Origin of the sequence: Burkholderia gladioli, from assembly GCF_000959725.1 — a bacterium.
Taxonomy (GTDB): domain Bacteria; phylum Pseudomonadota; class Gammaproteobacteria; order Burkholderiales; family Burkholderiaceae; genus Burkholderia; species Burkholderia gladioli.
Genome location: NZ_CP009323.1, coordinates 783,747 through 797,713, shown reverse-complemented (window position 1 = coordinate 797,713; position 13,967 = coordinate 783,747). Strand labels below are relative to the sequence as shown.

The 13,967-nt window shown below is 69.6% G+C and carries 12 protein-coding genes; 5 read left to right on the top strand and 7 right to left on the bottom strand.

Features of this window, described 5'->3' with window-relative positions:
- Window positions 1–52: 52 nt before the first annotated feature.
- Window positions 53–1,309, bottom strand: coding sequence for a citrate/2-methylcitrate synthase (locus BM43_RS20455; protein ID WP_036049453.1), 1,257 nt, complete (start codon window positions 1,307–1,309; stop codon window positions 53–55).
- A gap of 136 nt (window positions 1,310–1,445) precedes the next feature.
- Between BM43_RS20455 and BM43_RS20450 the strand changes: the two genes are divergently transcribed.
- Window positions 1,446–2,846 (top strand): CoA transferase, encoded by a 1,401-nt coding sequence (locus BM43_RS20450; protein ID WP_036049456.1) that lies wholly within the window; start codon window positions 1,446–1,448, stop codon window positions 2,844–2,846.
- A gap of 84 nt (window positions 2,847–2,930) precedes the next feature.
- On the opposite strand, the gene BM43_RS20445 is transcribed toward BM43_RS20450, so the two are convergent.
- Window positions 2,931–3,677: a GntR family transcriptional regulator gene (locus BM43_RS20445; RefSeq protein ID WP_036049458.1), complete on the bottom strand. Its 747-nt coding sequence runs from the start codon at window positions 3,675–3,677 to the stop codon at window positions 2,931–2,933.
- Between the two features lie 170 nt (window positions 3,678–3,847).
- Here BM43_RS20445 and BM43_RS20440 point away from each other — a divergent pair, with 170 nt between their 5' ends.
- On the top strand, window positions 3,848–4,690 hold the full coding sequence (locus tag BM43_RS20440) for an aldo/keto reductase (protein ID WP_036049461.1): 843 nt from the start codon (window positions 3,848–3,850) through the stop codon (window positions 4,688–4,690).
- Window positions 4,691–4,735: 45 nt separating this feature from the next.
- On the opposite strand, the gene BM43_RS20435 is transcribed toward BM43_RS20440, so the two are convergent.
- The gene (locus BM43_RS20435) at window positions 4,736–5,776 is read right to left on the bottom strand and encodes a HoxN/HupN/NixA family nickel/cobalt transporter (RefSeq protein ID WP_036049463.1); all 1,041 of its coding nucleotides are present in this window, start codon (window positions 5,774–5,776) and stop codon (window positions 4,736–4,738) included.
- A 180-nt stretch (window positions 5,777–5,956) separates the two neighbouring features.
- Between BM43_RS20435 and BM43_RS20430 the strand changes: the two genes are divergently transcribed.
- Both BM43_RS20430 and BM43_RS20425 read left to right on the top strand, forming a co-directional pair.
- Complete coding sequence (locus tag BM43_RS20430; RefSeq protein ID WP_036049465.1) at window positions 5,957–6,409, top strand: MarR family winged helix-turn-helix transcriptional regulator; 453 nt, start codon at window positions 5,957–5,959, stop codon at window positions 6,407–6,409.
- 143 nt (window positions 6,410–6,552) lie between these two features.
- Entirely contained in the window at window positions 6,553–7,872 is a 1,320-nt protein-coding gene (locus BM43_RS20425) for an MFS transporter (RefSeq protein ID WP_036049468.1), read from the top strand.
- A 183-nt stretch (window positions 7,873–8,055) separates the two neighbouring features.
- On the opposite strand, the gene fusA is transcribed toward BM43_RS20425, so the two are convergent.
- The 4 genes from fusA to BM43_RS20410 all read right to left on the bottom strand — a co-directional run bounded on the left by fusA (window position 8,056) and on the right by BM43_RS20410 (window position 12,356).
- Complete coding sequence (gene fusA / locus BM43_RS20420; RefSeq protein ID WP_013699158.1) at window positions 8,056–10,167, bottom strand: elongation factor G; 2,112 nt, start codon at window positions 10,165–10,167, stop codon at window positions 8,056–8,058.
- A 414-nt stretch (window positions 10,168–10,581) separates the two neighbouring features.
- Entirely contained in the window at window positions 10,582–11,100 is a 519-nt protein-coding gene (locus BM43_RS20415; RefSeq protein ID WP_036049471.1) for a DUF192 domain-containing protein, read from the bottom strand.
- A gap of 217 nt (window positions 11,101–11,317) precedes the next feature.
- Window positions 11,318–11,521 (bottom strand): hypothetical protein, encoded by a 204-nt coding sequence (locus BM43_RS39245; protein WP_013699156.1) that lies wholly within the window; start codon window positions 11,519–11,521, stop codon window positions 11,318–11,320.
- A 256-nt stretch (window positions 11,522–11,777) separates the two neighbouring features.
- Window positions 11,778–12,356 (bottom strand): pseudouridine synthase, encoded by a 579-nt coding sequence (locus BM43_RS20410; protein ID WP_013699155.1) that lies wholly within the window; start codon window positions 12,354–12,356, stop codon window positions 11,778–11,780.
- A 235-nt stretch (window positions 12,357–12,591) separates the two neighbouring features.
- On the opposite strand from BM43_RS20410, the gene icd reads away from it, so the two are divergent.
- Window positions 12,592–13,845, top strand: a complete 1,254-nt coding sequence (gene icd, locus BM43_RS20405; RefSeq protein ID WP_017920497.1) for an NADP-dependent isocitrate dehydrogenase — start codon at window positions 12,592–12,594, stop codon at window positions 13,843–13,845.
- Window positions 13,846–13,967: the final 122 nt, after the last annotated feature.

Genomic DNA, 13,967 nt, shown 5'->3' with positions numbered 1-13,967 from the left:
ATCGAGGCCGCGTCGCGCGGGAATGCATCGTTCGGCGCCGGCGCGAGCGGCATCACGCGCCGGCCGGGTCGACGTCGAGCGGATCGACGCCGACATATCGCGCGCGCGGCCGGATCAGCTTGCCTTCGCGCTGCTGCTCCAGCGCGTGCGCGATCCAGCCCGCCGCGCGCCCGGCGGCGAACAGCGTGAAGGCGGCGCCCTCCGGCAGCGCCAGCACGCGTTCGAGCAGCGCCAGCGCGAAATCGACGGTCGGCCGCTCGCCGGTGGCGGCCGCCACGCCGTCCAGCACCGCCAGCGCGCTGCGCAGCGCCTCGCGCGCCGTGGCGTCGAGCCCGGCATGCTCGCGCAGCATCCCGAGCAGCGCGCCGGCGCGCGGGTCGCCGTCGGGATAGAGCGGATGACCGAAGCCGGCCAGGCGCGTGCGGCCGCCCTCGCCGCGTTCGTCGTGCGCGAGCCGGATCGCCAGGTAGCGGTCCAGGTCGGCCGCGCGCGCGGCTTCGTCGAGCAGGGCTCGCGCGCGTACCGTCTCGCCGCCGTGGCGCGGCCCGGCAAGCGCGGCCAGGCCGCCCGCGATCGCGCCGAACAGGTGGGTGCCGGTCGAGGCGATGCAGCGCACCGCGAAGGTCGAGGGGTTTAGTTCGTGATCGGCGCAGAGCACCAGGGCGGCGCGCAGCAGCTCGGCATGCCGCGTGTCCAGCTTCCAGGCCTCGGCGAGTTGAAGGTGCGCCGGGCGCGCGCAGGGCAGGCCGCCGGCCAGCGCCGCGAGCGTGGCGCGCAGCAGCGCCACCGCCACCTCCAGCCGCGCCTGCTCGCCGGGCGCCCACCGGCGCGGCAGCCGCGCGGCGCAGGCAGGCAGCATCGCCAGCGCGCGCTCCAGCGGCGCGCAGTCGGCCCAGTCCCGCAGCCAGCCCTGCCAGCGCGCCAGCTCCGGTCCGGCGAGTGCCGGTTGCGTGGCGAGGCGCTCGGTCGGGCAATCCCACAGCAGCGCGGCCACGGTTTCCAGCGAGGCCGATGCGGCCAGGCCGATCGCGTCGCGGCCGCGATAATGCGGCCGGCCGCCGACGATCTGGGTGATGCTCGACTCCAGCACCGGCACGCCCCAGTCGAGCGAACGCTCGGCCACGCCGCCCGCGCGCTTGGCGTCGGCGCGGCGGCGCGCCAGCAGGCGCACCTCGTCGGCGTCGTAGCCGCGCTGGCGGGTGCGGCCGTCGGCATGCGAGGCGAGCAGCCCGCGGCTGACATAGGCATACAGGGTCGGCACGCTCACGCCGAGCAGGCGGGCGGCTTCGGCCGCGTTGATGCGGGGCATCGCAAGGGCTCCCTTTCGCGCAGTCGCACGCGATCAAGCAAACAAATCTGTATGTATTGATTCGAGCCATCAAGATTGATCGGCCTCGACCGGCAATTCTAGACTCGCTGCACCGATTGTCGATCAGGAGATCAGCATGGATGCACGACAGGCCCTGGCCACCCTATGGCAGATGGCGGGCGGCTCGGCCGACGCCTTGGCGCGCGTCGAATTCGATCATGGCGAGGACCCGGGCCTGCCCTCGGTGCATCGCGTCGGCACGCTCGCGAGCGCCACCGTCGCGGCGGCGGGGCTGGCCGCGGCCGAATGTTTCCGGGCGCGCACCGGGCGCGCGCAGCAGGTGTCGGTGGCCCAGCGCGCGGCGCTGGCCGCGTTCCGCAGCGAGCGCTACCTGCGCGTGGACGGCAAGCCGCCGCCCGAGCCGCGAGACCCCGCCACCGGTTTCTATCGCACGCGCGATGGCCGCTGGATCCAGTTGCACGCGAATTTCGCGCATCACCGGCAGGGCATCGTCGCGGTGCTGGGCTGCGAGGACGCGCCGGAAGCGATCGCCGCGGCGATCCTCGGCCGCGACGGCGCGGAACTCGACGCCACGCTCGCCGAGGCCGGGCTCTGCGCGGCATTGATTCGAACTCCGGAGGAATGGCAGGCCCTGGAGGCGGCGCGCGCGCTGGCGCGGCGGCCCCTGTTCGAGATCGAGCGGATCGGCGATGCGCCGCCGCGCCCGATCGGCGCCGGCGAGGCCACCCAGCCCTTGTCGGGCACGCGCGTGCTCGACTTGACGCGCATCATCGCCGGCCCGGTGGGCGGGCGCACGCTGGCCCAGCACGGCGCGGAGGTGTTGCTGGTGAACGGCCCGCACCTGCCCAACATCCCGGCCCTGGTGATCGACAACGGGCGCGGCAAGCGTTCGGCCCATCTCGACCTGTGCGAAGCCGAGGGCCGCGCCGCGCTCGACGCGCTGGCGGGCGGCGCCGACGTGTTCCTGCAGTCGTACCGGCCCGGCGCGCTGGCCGCGCGCGGGTTTTCGGACGAGGCGCTGGCGGCGCGCCATCCGGGCATCGTCAGCGTGTCGGTCTGCGCCTATGGCTACGAGGGACCCTGGGCGACGCGGCGCGGTTTCGACAGCCTGGTGCAGTCGGCCAGCGGCATCGCCTGGCACGAGCAGCGCGCGGCCGGGCAGGATTCGCCGGTGCACCTGCCTTGCCAGGCGCTCGATCATGCGACCGGCTACCTGGCCGCGTTCGGCGCGATGGTGGCGCTCAGGCGCAGGGCGCGCGAGGGCGGGAGCTGGCGTGTGCGCGTCTCGCTGGCGCAGACCGGGCGCTGGCTGCAGTCCTTCGGCCGGATCGAGGGGGGGCGCGAACTGCCTGAGCTCGGCATCGACGCGGTGAGCGACTGCCTGGACGCGCCGTTGGCCTCGCCGTTCGGCCTGGTGCGGGGCGTGAGGCCGGCCGAGCGCCTGTCGGAGACGCCGCCGAGCCTGTCGCGCCCGCCGGTGCCGCCGGGCACCGACGCGCCGCGCTGGCTCGATTGAGATGGCGGGAGCGCATCCACGCGATGCGCCGACGCGACCGGGGGGAGCGCGCACGGAACTTGCGCCGCGCGCCGGCCGATTGCGTTACTTGCGCAGCTCCACCACGAAGTCGTAGTAGTCGTTGCGGCAGTAGGTATCGGTCAGCTCGATGGCGCGCTGGTCGGCCGTGTAGCCGATCCGCGTGATCAGCAGGAGCGCGTCGTGCGGGGCGATGCCCATCTGCCGGGCGATCTCCTCGCTGGCGTTGACGGCGCGGAAATGCTGCAGCGCGCGCACGATCGGCGTGCCGCGCTGTTCGAGGTAGGAGTAGAGCGAATCGCCGATCGCGGCCGGGTCGGGCATCAGGGTGGCGGGGAAGGTCGAATCCTCGACCGCCATCACGATGTCGTCGGCCAGGCGCAGGCGCTTCAGGCGCGTCACCGAGGCGGCCGGCGACAGCCCGAGCTGGATCACCTCGTCGCGATTGGCGGGCTGCACGCTGCGCGCGATCCAGCGCGAGCTGGGGGTGAAGCCGCGGCGGCGCAGCATCTCGCTGAAGCTCGACAGGCGCGAGAGCGGGTCTTCGTAGCGTGGCTGGATGAAGTTGCCGGCGCCGTGGGTGCGGCGGATCAGGCCTTGCTCGACCAGCAGCGCGATCGCCTTGCGCGCCGTGATGCGCGACACGCCCAGCGCCTCCGAGAGCACGCGCTCGGACGGCAGTGCCTCGCCGGCCGCCCAGCGGTTCTCGTGGATCGCGTCGCCGAGCTTGCGGGCGAGTTGCAGGTAGAGCGGCGTGTCCTTGTCCGGGTCGGGGCGCAGATCGTGCCAGCGGTCTTCCGTCGGTGGCTTCATGAAGGAGGTGTGAAACAGGGTGGGGTCATTTTATGACATCGCGCGCCGCCGTTATAGCTCGCGATGCCCGGCTCGGTGATAGTCCGTATGCCGGACGCGCGCGAGCGCCGCGCGGCGTGCCTCGCTACACTGGCGAGCCGGCCTGTTGCCGGATCACCAGCGAGGACGAGATGGCCAGTACCACCACGACGATCGCGCTGCCCGACGGCGAGAGGATCGCGAAGCTCGGGCAGGGCACCTGGGAAATGGGCGAGCGGCCGGCGCGCCGCGCCGCCGAGATCGCCGCGCTGCGCGCCGGCATCGAACTGGGCATGACCCTGATCGACACCGCCGAGATGTACGGCGAGGGCGCCACCGAGGAACTGGTCGGCGAGGCCATCGCCGGCCTGCGCGACGAGCTGTTCCTGGTCAGCAAGGTCTATCCGCACAATGCCGACCGCCGTCGCATGATCGCCTCCTGCGAGGCCAGCCTGAAGCGCCTGGGCACCGACCGGCTCGATCTCTACCTGCTGCATTGGCGCGGCGGCGTGCCGCTGGAGGAGACGCTGGCCGGCTTCGAGGCGCTGCGCGCGGCCGGCAAGATCCGCCACTGGGGCGTGAGCAATTTCGACACCGACGACATGGAGGAACTGGTCGCGGCGGGCGGCGCGGGCTGCGCGACCAACCAGGTGCTCTACAACCTGGCGCGGCGCGGGCCCGAGTTCGACCTGCTGCCGTGGCTGGCCACGCATCGCATGCCGGCCATGGCCTACAGCCCGATCGACCACCAGCGGCTGCCGCGCGGCACCGTGCTCGACGAGATCGCCGCCGAGCGCGGCCTCACGCCCGAGCAGGTGGCGCTGGCCTGGGTGCTGCGGCGCGAGGAGGTGCTGGCGATTCCGAAGGCGGGCACGGTCGAGCACGTTCGCGCCAATCGCGCCGCGCAGGACCTGCTGCTCGACGATGCGGCGCTGGCGCGGCTCGACGTGGCCTTCGAGCCGCCGCGCGCCAAGCGGGCGCTGGAGATGCTCTAGCGATGGCGGCGCCGCGGAGGCCCGGCGGCGCTCCGCCCGGCTTCGTCAGGCCAGTTGCGAGCTGGCGCGGCGCCAGCGATGGAACAGGATCGAGCCCACCCAGCAGGCCAGGAACAGCGCGACGATGCCGTAGCCGATCGCGCCGAAGCGCTCGTTGATCGCGCCGATCGCATCCCAGAAGCCGCCCGCCAGGCCGAGCTTGTCGGCGGCCAGACCGAGCGCCTCCACGCCGCCGATCACCAGCGCCACGGCGGCCGACACGAAGGTGATGCTGAGGTTGTAGGCGAGCTTGCGTTTCGGGTCGTCCATCGCCCAGCCATAGGCGTGCACCATCAGCACGTTGTCGGTCGAATCGATCAGGGTCATGCCGGCCGTGAACAGCGCGGGAAACACCAGCACCGCGTGCAGCGGCAGGCCCTGGTTGGCCTGCGCGGCGGCGATCGCGAGCAGGCCGATTTCGGTGGCGGTGTCGAAGCCCAGGCCGAACAGCAGCCCGACCGGGTACATGTGGGCGCTCCGGGTGACCAGGCGGAACAGCGGGCGCAGCAGGCGCGTGAGCAGGCCGCCCGGCGCGTGGTGATGGCTACCCGCCTCGTGCTCGTGATGCGCGGCGGCTTCGGCGCCGGCCGCGCGAGCGCGACGGTAGCGGCGCCAGATGTCGCGCAGGATCACCAGGTTGATCAGCGCCAGCACCAGCAGGAAACCCGCCGAGACGGCCGTGCCGATGGTGCCGCCGACGGCCTTGAAGCCGTCGAAGCGCGAGCGCAGCGCCAGCGCCGAGATCGCGATGCCCAGCGTGGCCAGGATCACGATGGTGGAGTGGCCCAGCGAGAAGAACAGGCCGACCGAGAAGGGCCGCTTGCCGTCCTGCATCAGCTTGCGCGTGACCGTGTCGATCGCGGCGATGTGGTCGGCGTCCACCGCGTGGCGCAGGCCGAAGCCGTAGGCGAGCGCGGCCGTGCCGAGCAGCAGCGGATGGTCGTGCAGCACCACCAGCGCCCAGATCCAGGCGGCGAGGTTGGCGCCGATCAGCCCGGCATAGAGCAGGAACAACTGGCGGCGGGACGAGCTGGGCAGGGTCGGCATGATCGATGAAGAGGATCGACGGGAACGCCGGCGATTCTGACATGAGCAAAAATCCGGCGGTATGACCGGACGAGCCACGGCGCGCGTGATCGCGGGCAGGGACCGGCTCGGCCCTGCCGTCGAAACAGGCTTTACAGTTTAACTGTGCAGTTTTCCTGTATAGATGCTATCGTTGCGCGCATGTCCCCCGTCTCCCCATCTCCCGCCCCGCACGAACCCGCGCATCTGGCCGGCGAGCTGCGCATCGCGCTCGGCAAGCTGATGCGCCGGCTGCGTGACCAGGGCCGCGCGGGCGATTTCACCTCCTCGCAGCGCTCGGTGCTGCTGCGCCTCGAACGCGACGGTCCCGCCACGGTTTCCGCGCTGGCGCGCGCCGAGAGCGTGCGTCCGCAATCGATGCGCGCCACCGTCGCCGCGCTGGAGGCGGCCGGCGCCGTGACGGGGTCGCCCGATCCCCAGGATGGCCGGCAGACGCTGATCGCGCTGGCCGAGGTCTATCGCGAGCGCCTGCGGGCCAGCCGCGCGGCGCGCGAGGATTGGCTCGGGCGCGCTCTCGAGGCACGCCTGTCGGCGGCCGAGCGCCAGGAGCTGGCTGCCGCCGTCACGCTGCTGCAGCGGCTCGCGGAGGACTGAGCGATGAGGCGCGGCGAGCGATCCGATTCCTCTGTACCGAGGTGCTTGCCGGCCAGCCGCGCGCCGCGTTCGGTTGTCGCTTCCCTCGCTTGCACCTCCCGCGCTCCCGTCGCCTGCACGTCCACCGCCAGCCCGGAGCCGCGATGAACCTGGCCCGCTCGTTCCGTTCGCTGCGTCATCCGAACTACCGCCTGTGGGCGGCCGGTGCGCTGGTCTCGAACATCGGCACCTGGATGCAGCGCACCGCGCAGAGCTGGCTGGTGCTGACCCAGCTCACGCGCCACGACGCCTCGGCGGTGGGCCTGGTGATGGCGCTGCAATACGCGCCGCAGATGCTGCTGCTGCCCTGGACCGGCTACGCCGCCGACCATTTCGACCAGCGCAAGCTGCTGCGCGTGACCCAGGCGCTGATGGGCCTGTTCGCGCTGCTGCTGGGCCTGATCGTGGTGACCGGCGTGGCGCGGCTCTGGCATGTCTATGTGTTCGCGCTGCTGTTCGGCAGCGCGGCCGCCTTCGACGCGCCGGTGCGGCAGACCTTCGTTACCTCGCTGGTCGGCGACGAGGACCTGCCCAACGCGGTCGCGCTCAATTCCACCGTGTTCAATGCCGCGCGCATGGTCGGCCCTGGCGTGGCCGGGGTGGTGATCGCCTCGGTCGGCACCGGCTGGGCCTTCGTGATCAACGGGCTGTCGTTCGGCGCGGTGCTGCTGTCGCTGTCGCGGCTGCGCGTCTCGGCCCAGCATCCGGGCGCGCGTTCGCGGCGCGCCCAGGGCGGGCTCGCGGCCGGGTTGCGCTACGTGAGCGGCCGGCCCGACCTGATCGCGATCCTCGCCATGCTGTTCCTGATCGGCACCTTCGGCCTGAACTTCCAGATCTTCATCTCGACCATGGCGGTGGACGTGTTCCATGCCGGCGCGAGCGGCTTCGGCCTGTTGTCGTCCATCATGGCGATCGGCACCATTGCGGGCGCTTTGGTGGCCGCCGGCCGGGAGCAGCCTAACCTGCGCACCCTGCTGGCCGGCTCGGCGATGTTCGCGCTCGGCTGCGCCTGCGCGGCGCTCTCGCCGGGCTTCTGGATCTTCGCCGCGATGCTGGTGGTGACCGGCATCGCCTCGCTGACCATCACCAATACCTCGAACAGCCTGATGCAACTGTCCACCGAGCCCGGCATGCGCGGGCGCGTGACGGCGCTGCGGGTGGCGATCGTGATGGGCGGCACGCCGATCGGCGCGCCCATCGTCGGCTGGGTGGCCGATCGCTTCGGCCCGCGCTGGGCGCTCGGGGTGGGCGCCGCCGCGGGCGTGGCGGCCGCGCTGGTCGCCATCCGCGCGATGCGGCGCCAGGCGCGCGACGGCGAGGCCGCGGCGGCGGCCAAGGCCTTCGACGTGGTGCAGGCGATCGCCTCGGAGCCGGCGGCCGGGCAGGCCTCGGCCGCTTCCCGCGAGCCGCCCGCGCGGCGCTGAAGCACGATGCTGAAGCGCGGCGCGCCCCTGCGAGCCCGCCGCCATCCGCTGCCCGAGCCGGTCGCGGCATCGACCGCCTTGCCGCCGCGGCACGCCCAATAAAAAGCCCGTCCACCAGGGACGGGCTTCGGAATTCAGGGCGCCGCCCGCGAGCGGCGCCCCGTGTCGATCAGCGGGCCGACCTCAACCCGCCTTCGACTTGATCACGGCTTCCGAGACGTTGTTCGGCGTTTCCGCGTAGTGCTTGAACTCCATCGTGTAGGTGGCGCGGCCCTGGGTGGCCGAGCGCAGCGAGGTCGAGTAGCCGAACATCTCCGAGAGCGGCACCTCGGCGCGCACGATCTTGCCGCCGCCGCCGGCGATGTCGTCCATGCCCTGCACGATGCCGCGACGGCTCGACAGGTCGCCCATCACATTGCCCATGAAGTCCTCGGGCGTTTCCACTTCCACCGCCATCATCGGCTCGAGCAGCACCGGCTTGGCGCGGCGCATCGCTTCCTTGAAGGCCATCGAGCCGGCCATGCGGAAGGCGTTTTCGTTCGAGTCGACATCGTGGTACGAGCCGAAGGTCAGGTGCACCTTCACGTCGACCACCGGGTAGCCCGCCAGCACGCCGGCCTTCAGCGTGTCGGTGATGCCCTTGTCGACGGCCGGGATGTACTCGCGCGGAATCACGCCGCCCTTGATCTCGTCGAGGAACTCGTAGCCCTTGCCCGGGTTCGGCTCCAGCGTGATCACGGCATGCCCGTACTGGCCGCGGCCGCCCGACTGCTTGACGAACTTGCCCTCGACGTCCTTCGCCTCGGTGCGCACCGTCTCGCGATAGGCCACCTGCGGCTTGCCGACCGTGGCCTCGACGCCGAACTCGCGGCGCATCCGGTCCACCAGGATTTCCAGGTGCAGTTCGCCCATCCCGGAGATGATCGTCTGGCCCGATTCCTCGTCGGTCTGCACGCGGAACGAGGGATCCTCCTGCGCCAGGCGGTTCAGCGCCAGGCCCATCTTCTCCTGGTCGGCCTTGGTCTTCGGCTCCACCGCCTGCGAGATCACCGGCTCGGGGAATTCCATGCGCTCCAGGATGATCGGCGCGTTCACCGCGCACAGCGTGTCGCCGGTGGTCGCGTCCTTCAGGCCGACCGCGGCGGCGATGTCGCCCGCGCGCACTTCCTTGATTTCCTTGCGCTCGTTGGCGTGCATCTGCAGGATCCGGCCCAGGCGCTCCTTCTTGTCCTTGGTCGCGTTGAGCAGGGTGTCGCCCGATTCCACCACGCCCGAATAGACGCGGAAGAAGATCAGCTGGCCGACGAAGGGGTCGGTCATGATCTTGAAGGCCAGCGCCGAGAACGGCTCGTCGTCGCTCGGATGACGCTCGGCCTGCTTTTCCGGATCGGCGAAGTCGTGGCCGAGGATGGCGGGCACGTCGACCGGCGAGGGCAGGTAGTCGATCACGGCGTCGAGCATGGCCTGCACGCCCTTGTTCTTGAACGCGCTGCCGCACAGCATCGGCACGATCTCGTTGGCGATGGTGCGCTGGCGCAGCGCCGCCTTGATTTCGTCCTCGGTCAGCGAATCGTGGTCGGTCAGGTACTTGTCGAGCAGTTCCTCGCTCGACTCGGCGGCCGCCTCGACCATCTTCTCGCGCCATTCATGGGCCAGCTCGACGAGGTTCGCGGGGATCTCCTCGTAGCTGAACTTCACGCCCTGGCTCTCGTCGTCCCACAGGATCGCCTTCATCTTGACCAGGTCGACCACGCCCTGGAAATGATCCTCGGCGCCGATCGGAATCTGGATCGGCACCGCCACGCCCTTCAGGCGATCGCCGATCTGCTTCTGCACGCGGAAGAAATCCGCGCCGACGCGATCCATCTTGTTGACGAAGGCGATGCGCGGCACCTTGTACTTGTTGGCCTGGCGCCAGACGGTTTCCGATTGCGGCTGCACGCCGCCCACCGAGTCATAGACCATGCAGGCGCCGTCGAGCACGCGCATCGAGCGCTCGACCTCGATCGTGAAATCGACGTGCCCGGGGGTGTCGATGATGTTGATCCGGTGCTCGGGATAGTTGCCGGCCATGCCTTTCCAGAACGCGGTGGTCGCGGCCGACGTGATCGTGATGCCGCGCTCCTGCTCCTGCTCCATCCAGTCCATCGTGGCCGCACCGTCATGCACTTCGCCGATCTTGTGGCTCACGCCGGTGTAGAACAGGATGCGCTCGGTCGTCGTGGTTTTGCCGGCGTCGATGTGGGCGCTGATCCCGATATTCCGATAGCGCTCGATGGGGGTTTTGCGGGGCACGTGAACCTCCTGGTGGTTCCTGGACGTACGGATCGGCCGAGATTGACCGGTCCGGGACTACTTTTTCGAGATTTCAAGCATAGCCTGTGCTCGTGGCTTTTGCAGGTGGGGATCGCGGGCCGGGATTCAAGCGGGGGCGCGAAACCTGGCGGGCGAGGGCGGCGGCCGGCCGGAAAGCCGCATCGGGCGTGCCGCGGCGGGCGATGCCGGAGGGACATTCAGCGGGGAATTCGAGACGATTCTGGGCGATTCAGGGCGGGCACGGCGGCGCGGGACGACGTTTCGGGCCGGGGCAGAGCCCCGGTCCGGCGTGGGCCACGCGCGATTTTCAGGCCCGCCGCGCGCGATCGCGCCGACGGGCTGCTGATGTATACAGTGACGACAAGGGCTGCGAGAAGGTCGTGCCGGCCGCGCTCACTGCTGCTGTTGCGGCTGCGGCAGGCCGTCGAGCTTCATGCCCGGCTTGATGCCCTTGGCCGTGAACCAGCCCTTGCTCATTTCCAGCGCATAGACGCCGTTGTTGCGCGGGCAATGGTTGTCGGTGGTCTCGGCCTGCATCTCGTCGATGTCGGTGATGGTGCCGTCGGCGCGGATGAAGGCGATCGACAGCGGGATCAGCGTGTTCTTCATCCAGAAACAATGGACCGCGTTCTCGTTGAAGACGAACAGCATTCCCTCGTTCGGCGCGAGCTGGCTGCGATACATCAGCCCCTGTTCGCGATCGGCCTCGTTGGCGGCCACGGCCGCGTCGATCACGTACATGCCGGCGCGCAGCTTGACGCGCGGGAACTCGCTCGGCTGCTTCGCGCCCGGCGGAATGCCGTTCGATTGCGCGAGGGCGGGCGCGATGCCGCCGGCGGCGAACGCGAGCGCGACGGGAACCACGGCAAGGCGCACGAGGCGGGACAGCGAAGAGCGCGGGGAGAATCGCACGACGGAACTCCTGAACGGGTAATCGAGGGCTGCATGGTACGCGATGCGCGCGCGCCGGTGCAGCGGGGATGCGCGCCTCGAAGCGCGCTGAAAGCTTCGCGGCCGGGCGCGCCTGGGGCGTGGCCAAAACAAAAAGGCAGATCGCCTCGCGGTGATCTGCCTTTCAACGGCATGGGAGCCGGGTTGCCGGCCCCGATGCTGCTTACAGCCTGCTTACTTAGTTCGAAGCAGCTGCCGGTGCTGCTGCGTCGCTTGCAGCTGCCTTCTTCTTCGAAGCGTGCTTCTTCGTTGCGTGCTTCTTGTGCGTTGCCTTCTTGGCCGGTGCCGAAGCGGCTTCCGGAGCAGCGGCCGGAGCCGAAGCTTGTGCGAATGCAGCCGTTGCGAACAGGCCAGCGACCAGAGCGGCGATCAGTTTGTTCATCTTGTGTTTCCTCAGCTTTAGTTAATTAACCAAATGACCCGGCATAGGAGTCAATTCGTCTAACGAGGCCATCCACCTTTCGGTTGACAGACGCGACAGGAAATTTTTCCTGGCGCTGCGGACACGGCTGCGGGCGGCTTCGGTCTGGAAGGACCAGGCTTACCGCGGCTTGGCGCCAATGCCGGATAGCTTCGGTCGGCATCTGCGTCTGATAACGGGCGGTCGAGAGGATCGGTTGACGCACGTCATGAAACTTTCATGCGTGGGGCGCAAAACCGTCCCAGGGCGCGCGCGGCGGCAGCGCGAGCGTGTCACCCGGTGCAAGGCCCAGCGCGAACAGGTCGAGCGCGCCGATGCCCACGCGCACCAGGCGCAAGGTCGGGTAGCCGACCGCGGCCGTCATGCGGCGCACCTGGCGGTTCTTGCCTTCGGTGATCGACAGCTCGATCCAGGTGGTGGGGATCGCGGCGCGAAAACGCACCGGCGGATTGCGCGGCCACAGCGTCTCGGGCGGTTCGACGTAATCGGCGCGGCAGGGGCGCGTCACGTAATCGCCGAGATCGACGCCGCGCGCCAGCGCCTTGAGCGCGGCGTCGTCGGGCGTGCCTTCCACCTGCGCCCAATAGCGCTTGACCAGCTTGTGACGCGGTTCGGCGATGCGCGCCTGCAGCGCGCCGTCGTCGGTGAGCAGCAGCAGGCCTTCGCTGTCGGCGTCGAGCCGCCCGGCCGGATAGACGCCGGGCGTGCGCACCCAGTCGCCCAGCGAGGGGCGGGTTTCGTGCGCCGAGAACTGGCAGATGGTGCCGAACGGCTTGTTGAGGGCGATCAGGGGCATCGAGGGAGCGGGCGCGGGGCGGGCCGCGTCGTGTGGCAAATGGCGGAATCTTAATGCATAATACGGAACGCCAAGTCTTTTGTCTTATATAAGACTTGATGGTCGTCGGCAGCCGCGCGCGTTGCTCGCGCCGCCTTGCCCGGTCGGGGCGCTAGAATAGCGGCCAAGGTTTTCTGTGCATCAGCCAGGCAACTACACGCTTTTCAATCAGCCCAGCCATTCACTGGAGTCGACCATGCCGTATCAGCACATCGTGGTTCCGGACGGGGGTGACAAGATCACCGTCAATCCGGATTTGACGCTCAACGTGTCGGATCAGCCGATCATCCCTTACATCGAGGGCGACGGCTGCGGCGTCGACGTCACGCCGGTGATGCTGAAGGTGGTCAACGCCGCGGTTGAGAAGGCCTACGGCGGCCAGCGCAAGATCCACTGGATGGAGATCTACGCGGGCGAGAAGGCCACGCGCGTCTATGGTCCCGACGTCTGGCTGCCCGAGGAGACGGTCGAGGTGGTGCGCGACTACCTGGTCTCGATCAAGGGCCCGCTCACCACGCCGGTCGGCGGCGGCATCCGTTCGCTGAACGTCACGCTGCGCCAGGAACTCGATCTCTACGTCTGCCTGCGCCCGGTGCGCTACTTCAAGGGCGTGCCCTCGCCGGTGCGCGCCCCGGAGAAGACCGACATGGTGATCTTCCGCGAGAACTCGGAAGACATCTACGCCGGCATCGAATGGCCGGCCGATTCGGAGCAGGCCAAGAAGGTGATCCGCTTCCTGCGCGAGGAGATGGGCGCCAAGATCCGCTTCCCCGACAGCTCCGGGCTGGGCATCAAGCCGGTCTCGCGCGAGGGCACCGAGCGCCTGGTGCGCAAGGCGATCCAGTACGCGATCGACCACGACCGCAAGTCGGTCACCCTGGTGCACAAGGGCAACATCATGAAGTACACCGAAGGCGCGTTCCGCGACTACGGTTACGCCCTGGCCCTGAAGGAATTCGGCGGCGAGCTGATCGACGGCGGCCCCTGGGTGCGCGTGAAGAACCCCAGGACGGGCGCCGAGATCACCATCAAGGATTCGATCGCCGACGCCTTCCTGCAGCAGATCCTGCTGCGCCCGGCCGAATACGACGTGATCGCCACGCTGAACCTGAACGGCGACTATATTTCCGATGCGCTTGCCGCGCAGGTCGGCGGGATCGGCATCGCGCCGGGCGCGAACCTGTCGGATTCGGTGGCGATGTTCGAGGCCACCCACGGCACGGCGCCGAAGTACGCGGGCAAGGATTACGTGAACCCGGGCTCGGAAATCCTGTCTGCCGAGATGATGCTGCGCCACCTCGGCTGGACCGAGGCGGCCGACCTGATCATCGCCGCGATGGAGAAGTCGATCCAGCAGAAGCGCGTCACCTATGATTTCGCGCGGCTGATGGAGGGCGCGACGCAGGTCTCGTGCTCGGGCTTCGGCAACGTGCTGATCGAAAACATGTAAGCAAGCCCAGCGGTATCGCCGGAGCGATCCGGCCACCCCGGCGCGCGGCCGATGTCGCCGGGGCAAGAAAGCGGTTCGTCGGCCTCGCATTCGCGGTTGGTTAGATCGCGGCCCGGTTGGTT

Excerpts from the sequence above, each read along its gene's own strand:
- BM43_RS20410 (WP_013699155.1), bottom strand. The coding sequence starts at position 12,356 with ATGCCCCTGATCGCCCTCAACAAGCCGTTCGGCACCATCTGCCAGTTC.
- BM43_RS20430 (WP_036049465.1), top strand. The coding sequence starts at position 5,957 with ATGTCCCCCGTCTCCCCATCTCCCGCCCCGCACGAACCCGCGCATCTG.
- BM43_RS39245 (WP_013699156.1), bottom strand. The coding sequence starts at position 11,521 with ATGAACAAACTGATCGCCGCTCTGGTCGCTGGCCTGTTCGCAACGGCT.
- BM43_RS20450 (WP_036049456.1), top strand. The coding sequence starts at position 1,446 with ATGGATGCACGACAGGCCCTGGCCACCCTATGGCAGATGGCGGGCGGC.
- BM43_RS20425 (WP_036049468.1), top strand. The coding sequence starts at position 6,553 with ATGAACCTGGCCCGCTCGTTCCGTTCGCTGCGTCATCCGAACTACCGC.
- BM43_RS20435 (WP_036049463.1), bottom strand. The coding sequence starts at position 5,776 with ATGCCGACCCTGCCCAGCTCGTCCCGCCGCCAGTTGTTCCTGCTCTAT.
- BM43_RS20445 (WP_036049458.1), bottom strand. The coding sequence starts at position 3,677 with ATGAAGCCACCGACGGAAGACCGCTGGCACGATCTGCGCCCCGACCCG.
- BM43_RS20455 (WP_036049453.1), bottom strand. The coding sequence starts at position 1,309 with ATGCCCCGCATCAACGCGGCCGAAGCCGCCCGCCTGCTCGGCGTGAGC.
- icd (WP_017920497.1), top strand. The coding sequence starts at position 12,592 with ATGCCGTATCAGCACATCGTGGTTCCGGACGGGGGTGACAAGATCACC.
- BM43_RS20440 (WP_036049461.1), top strand. The coding sequence starts at position 3,848 with ATGGCCAGTACCACCACGACGATCGCGCTGCCCGACGGCGAGAGGATC.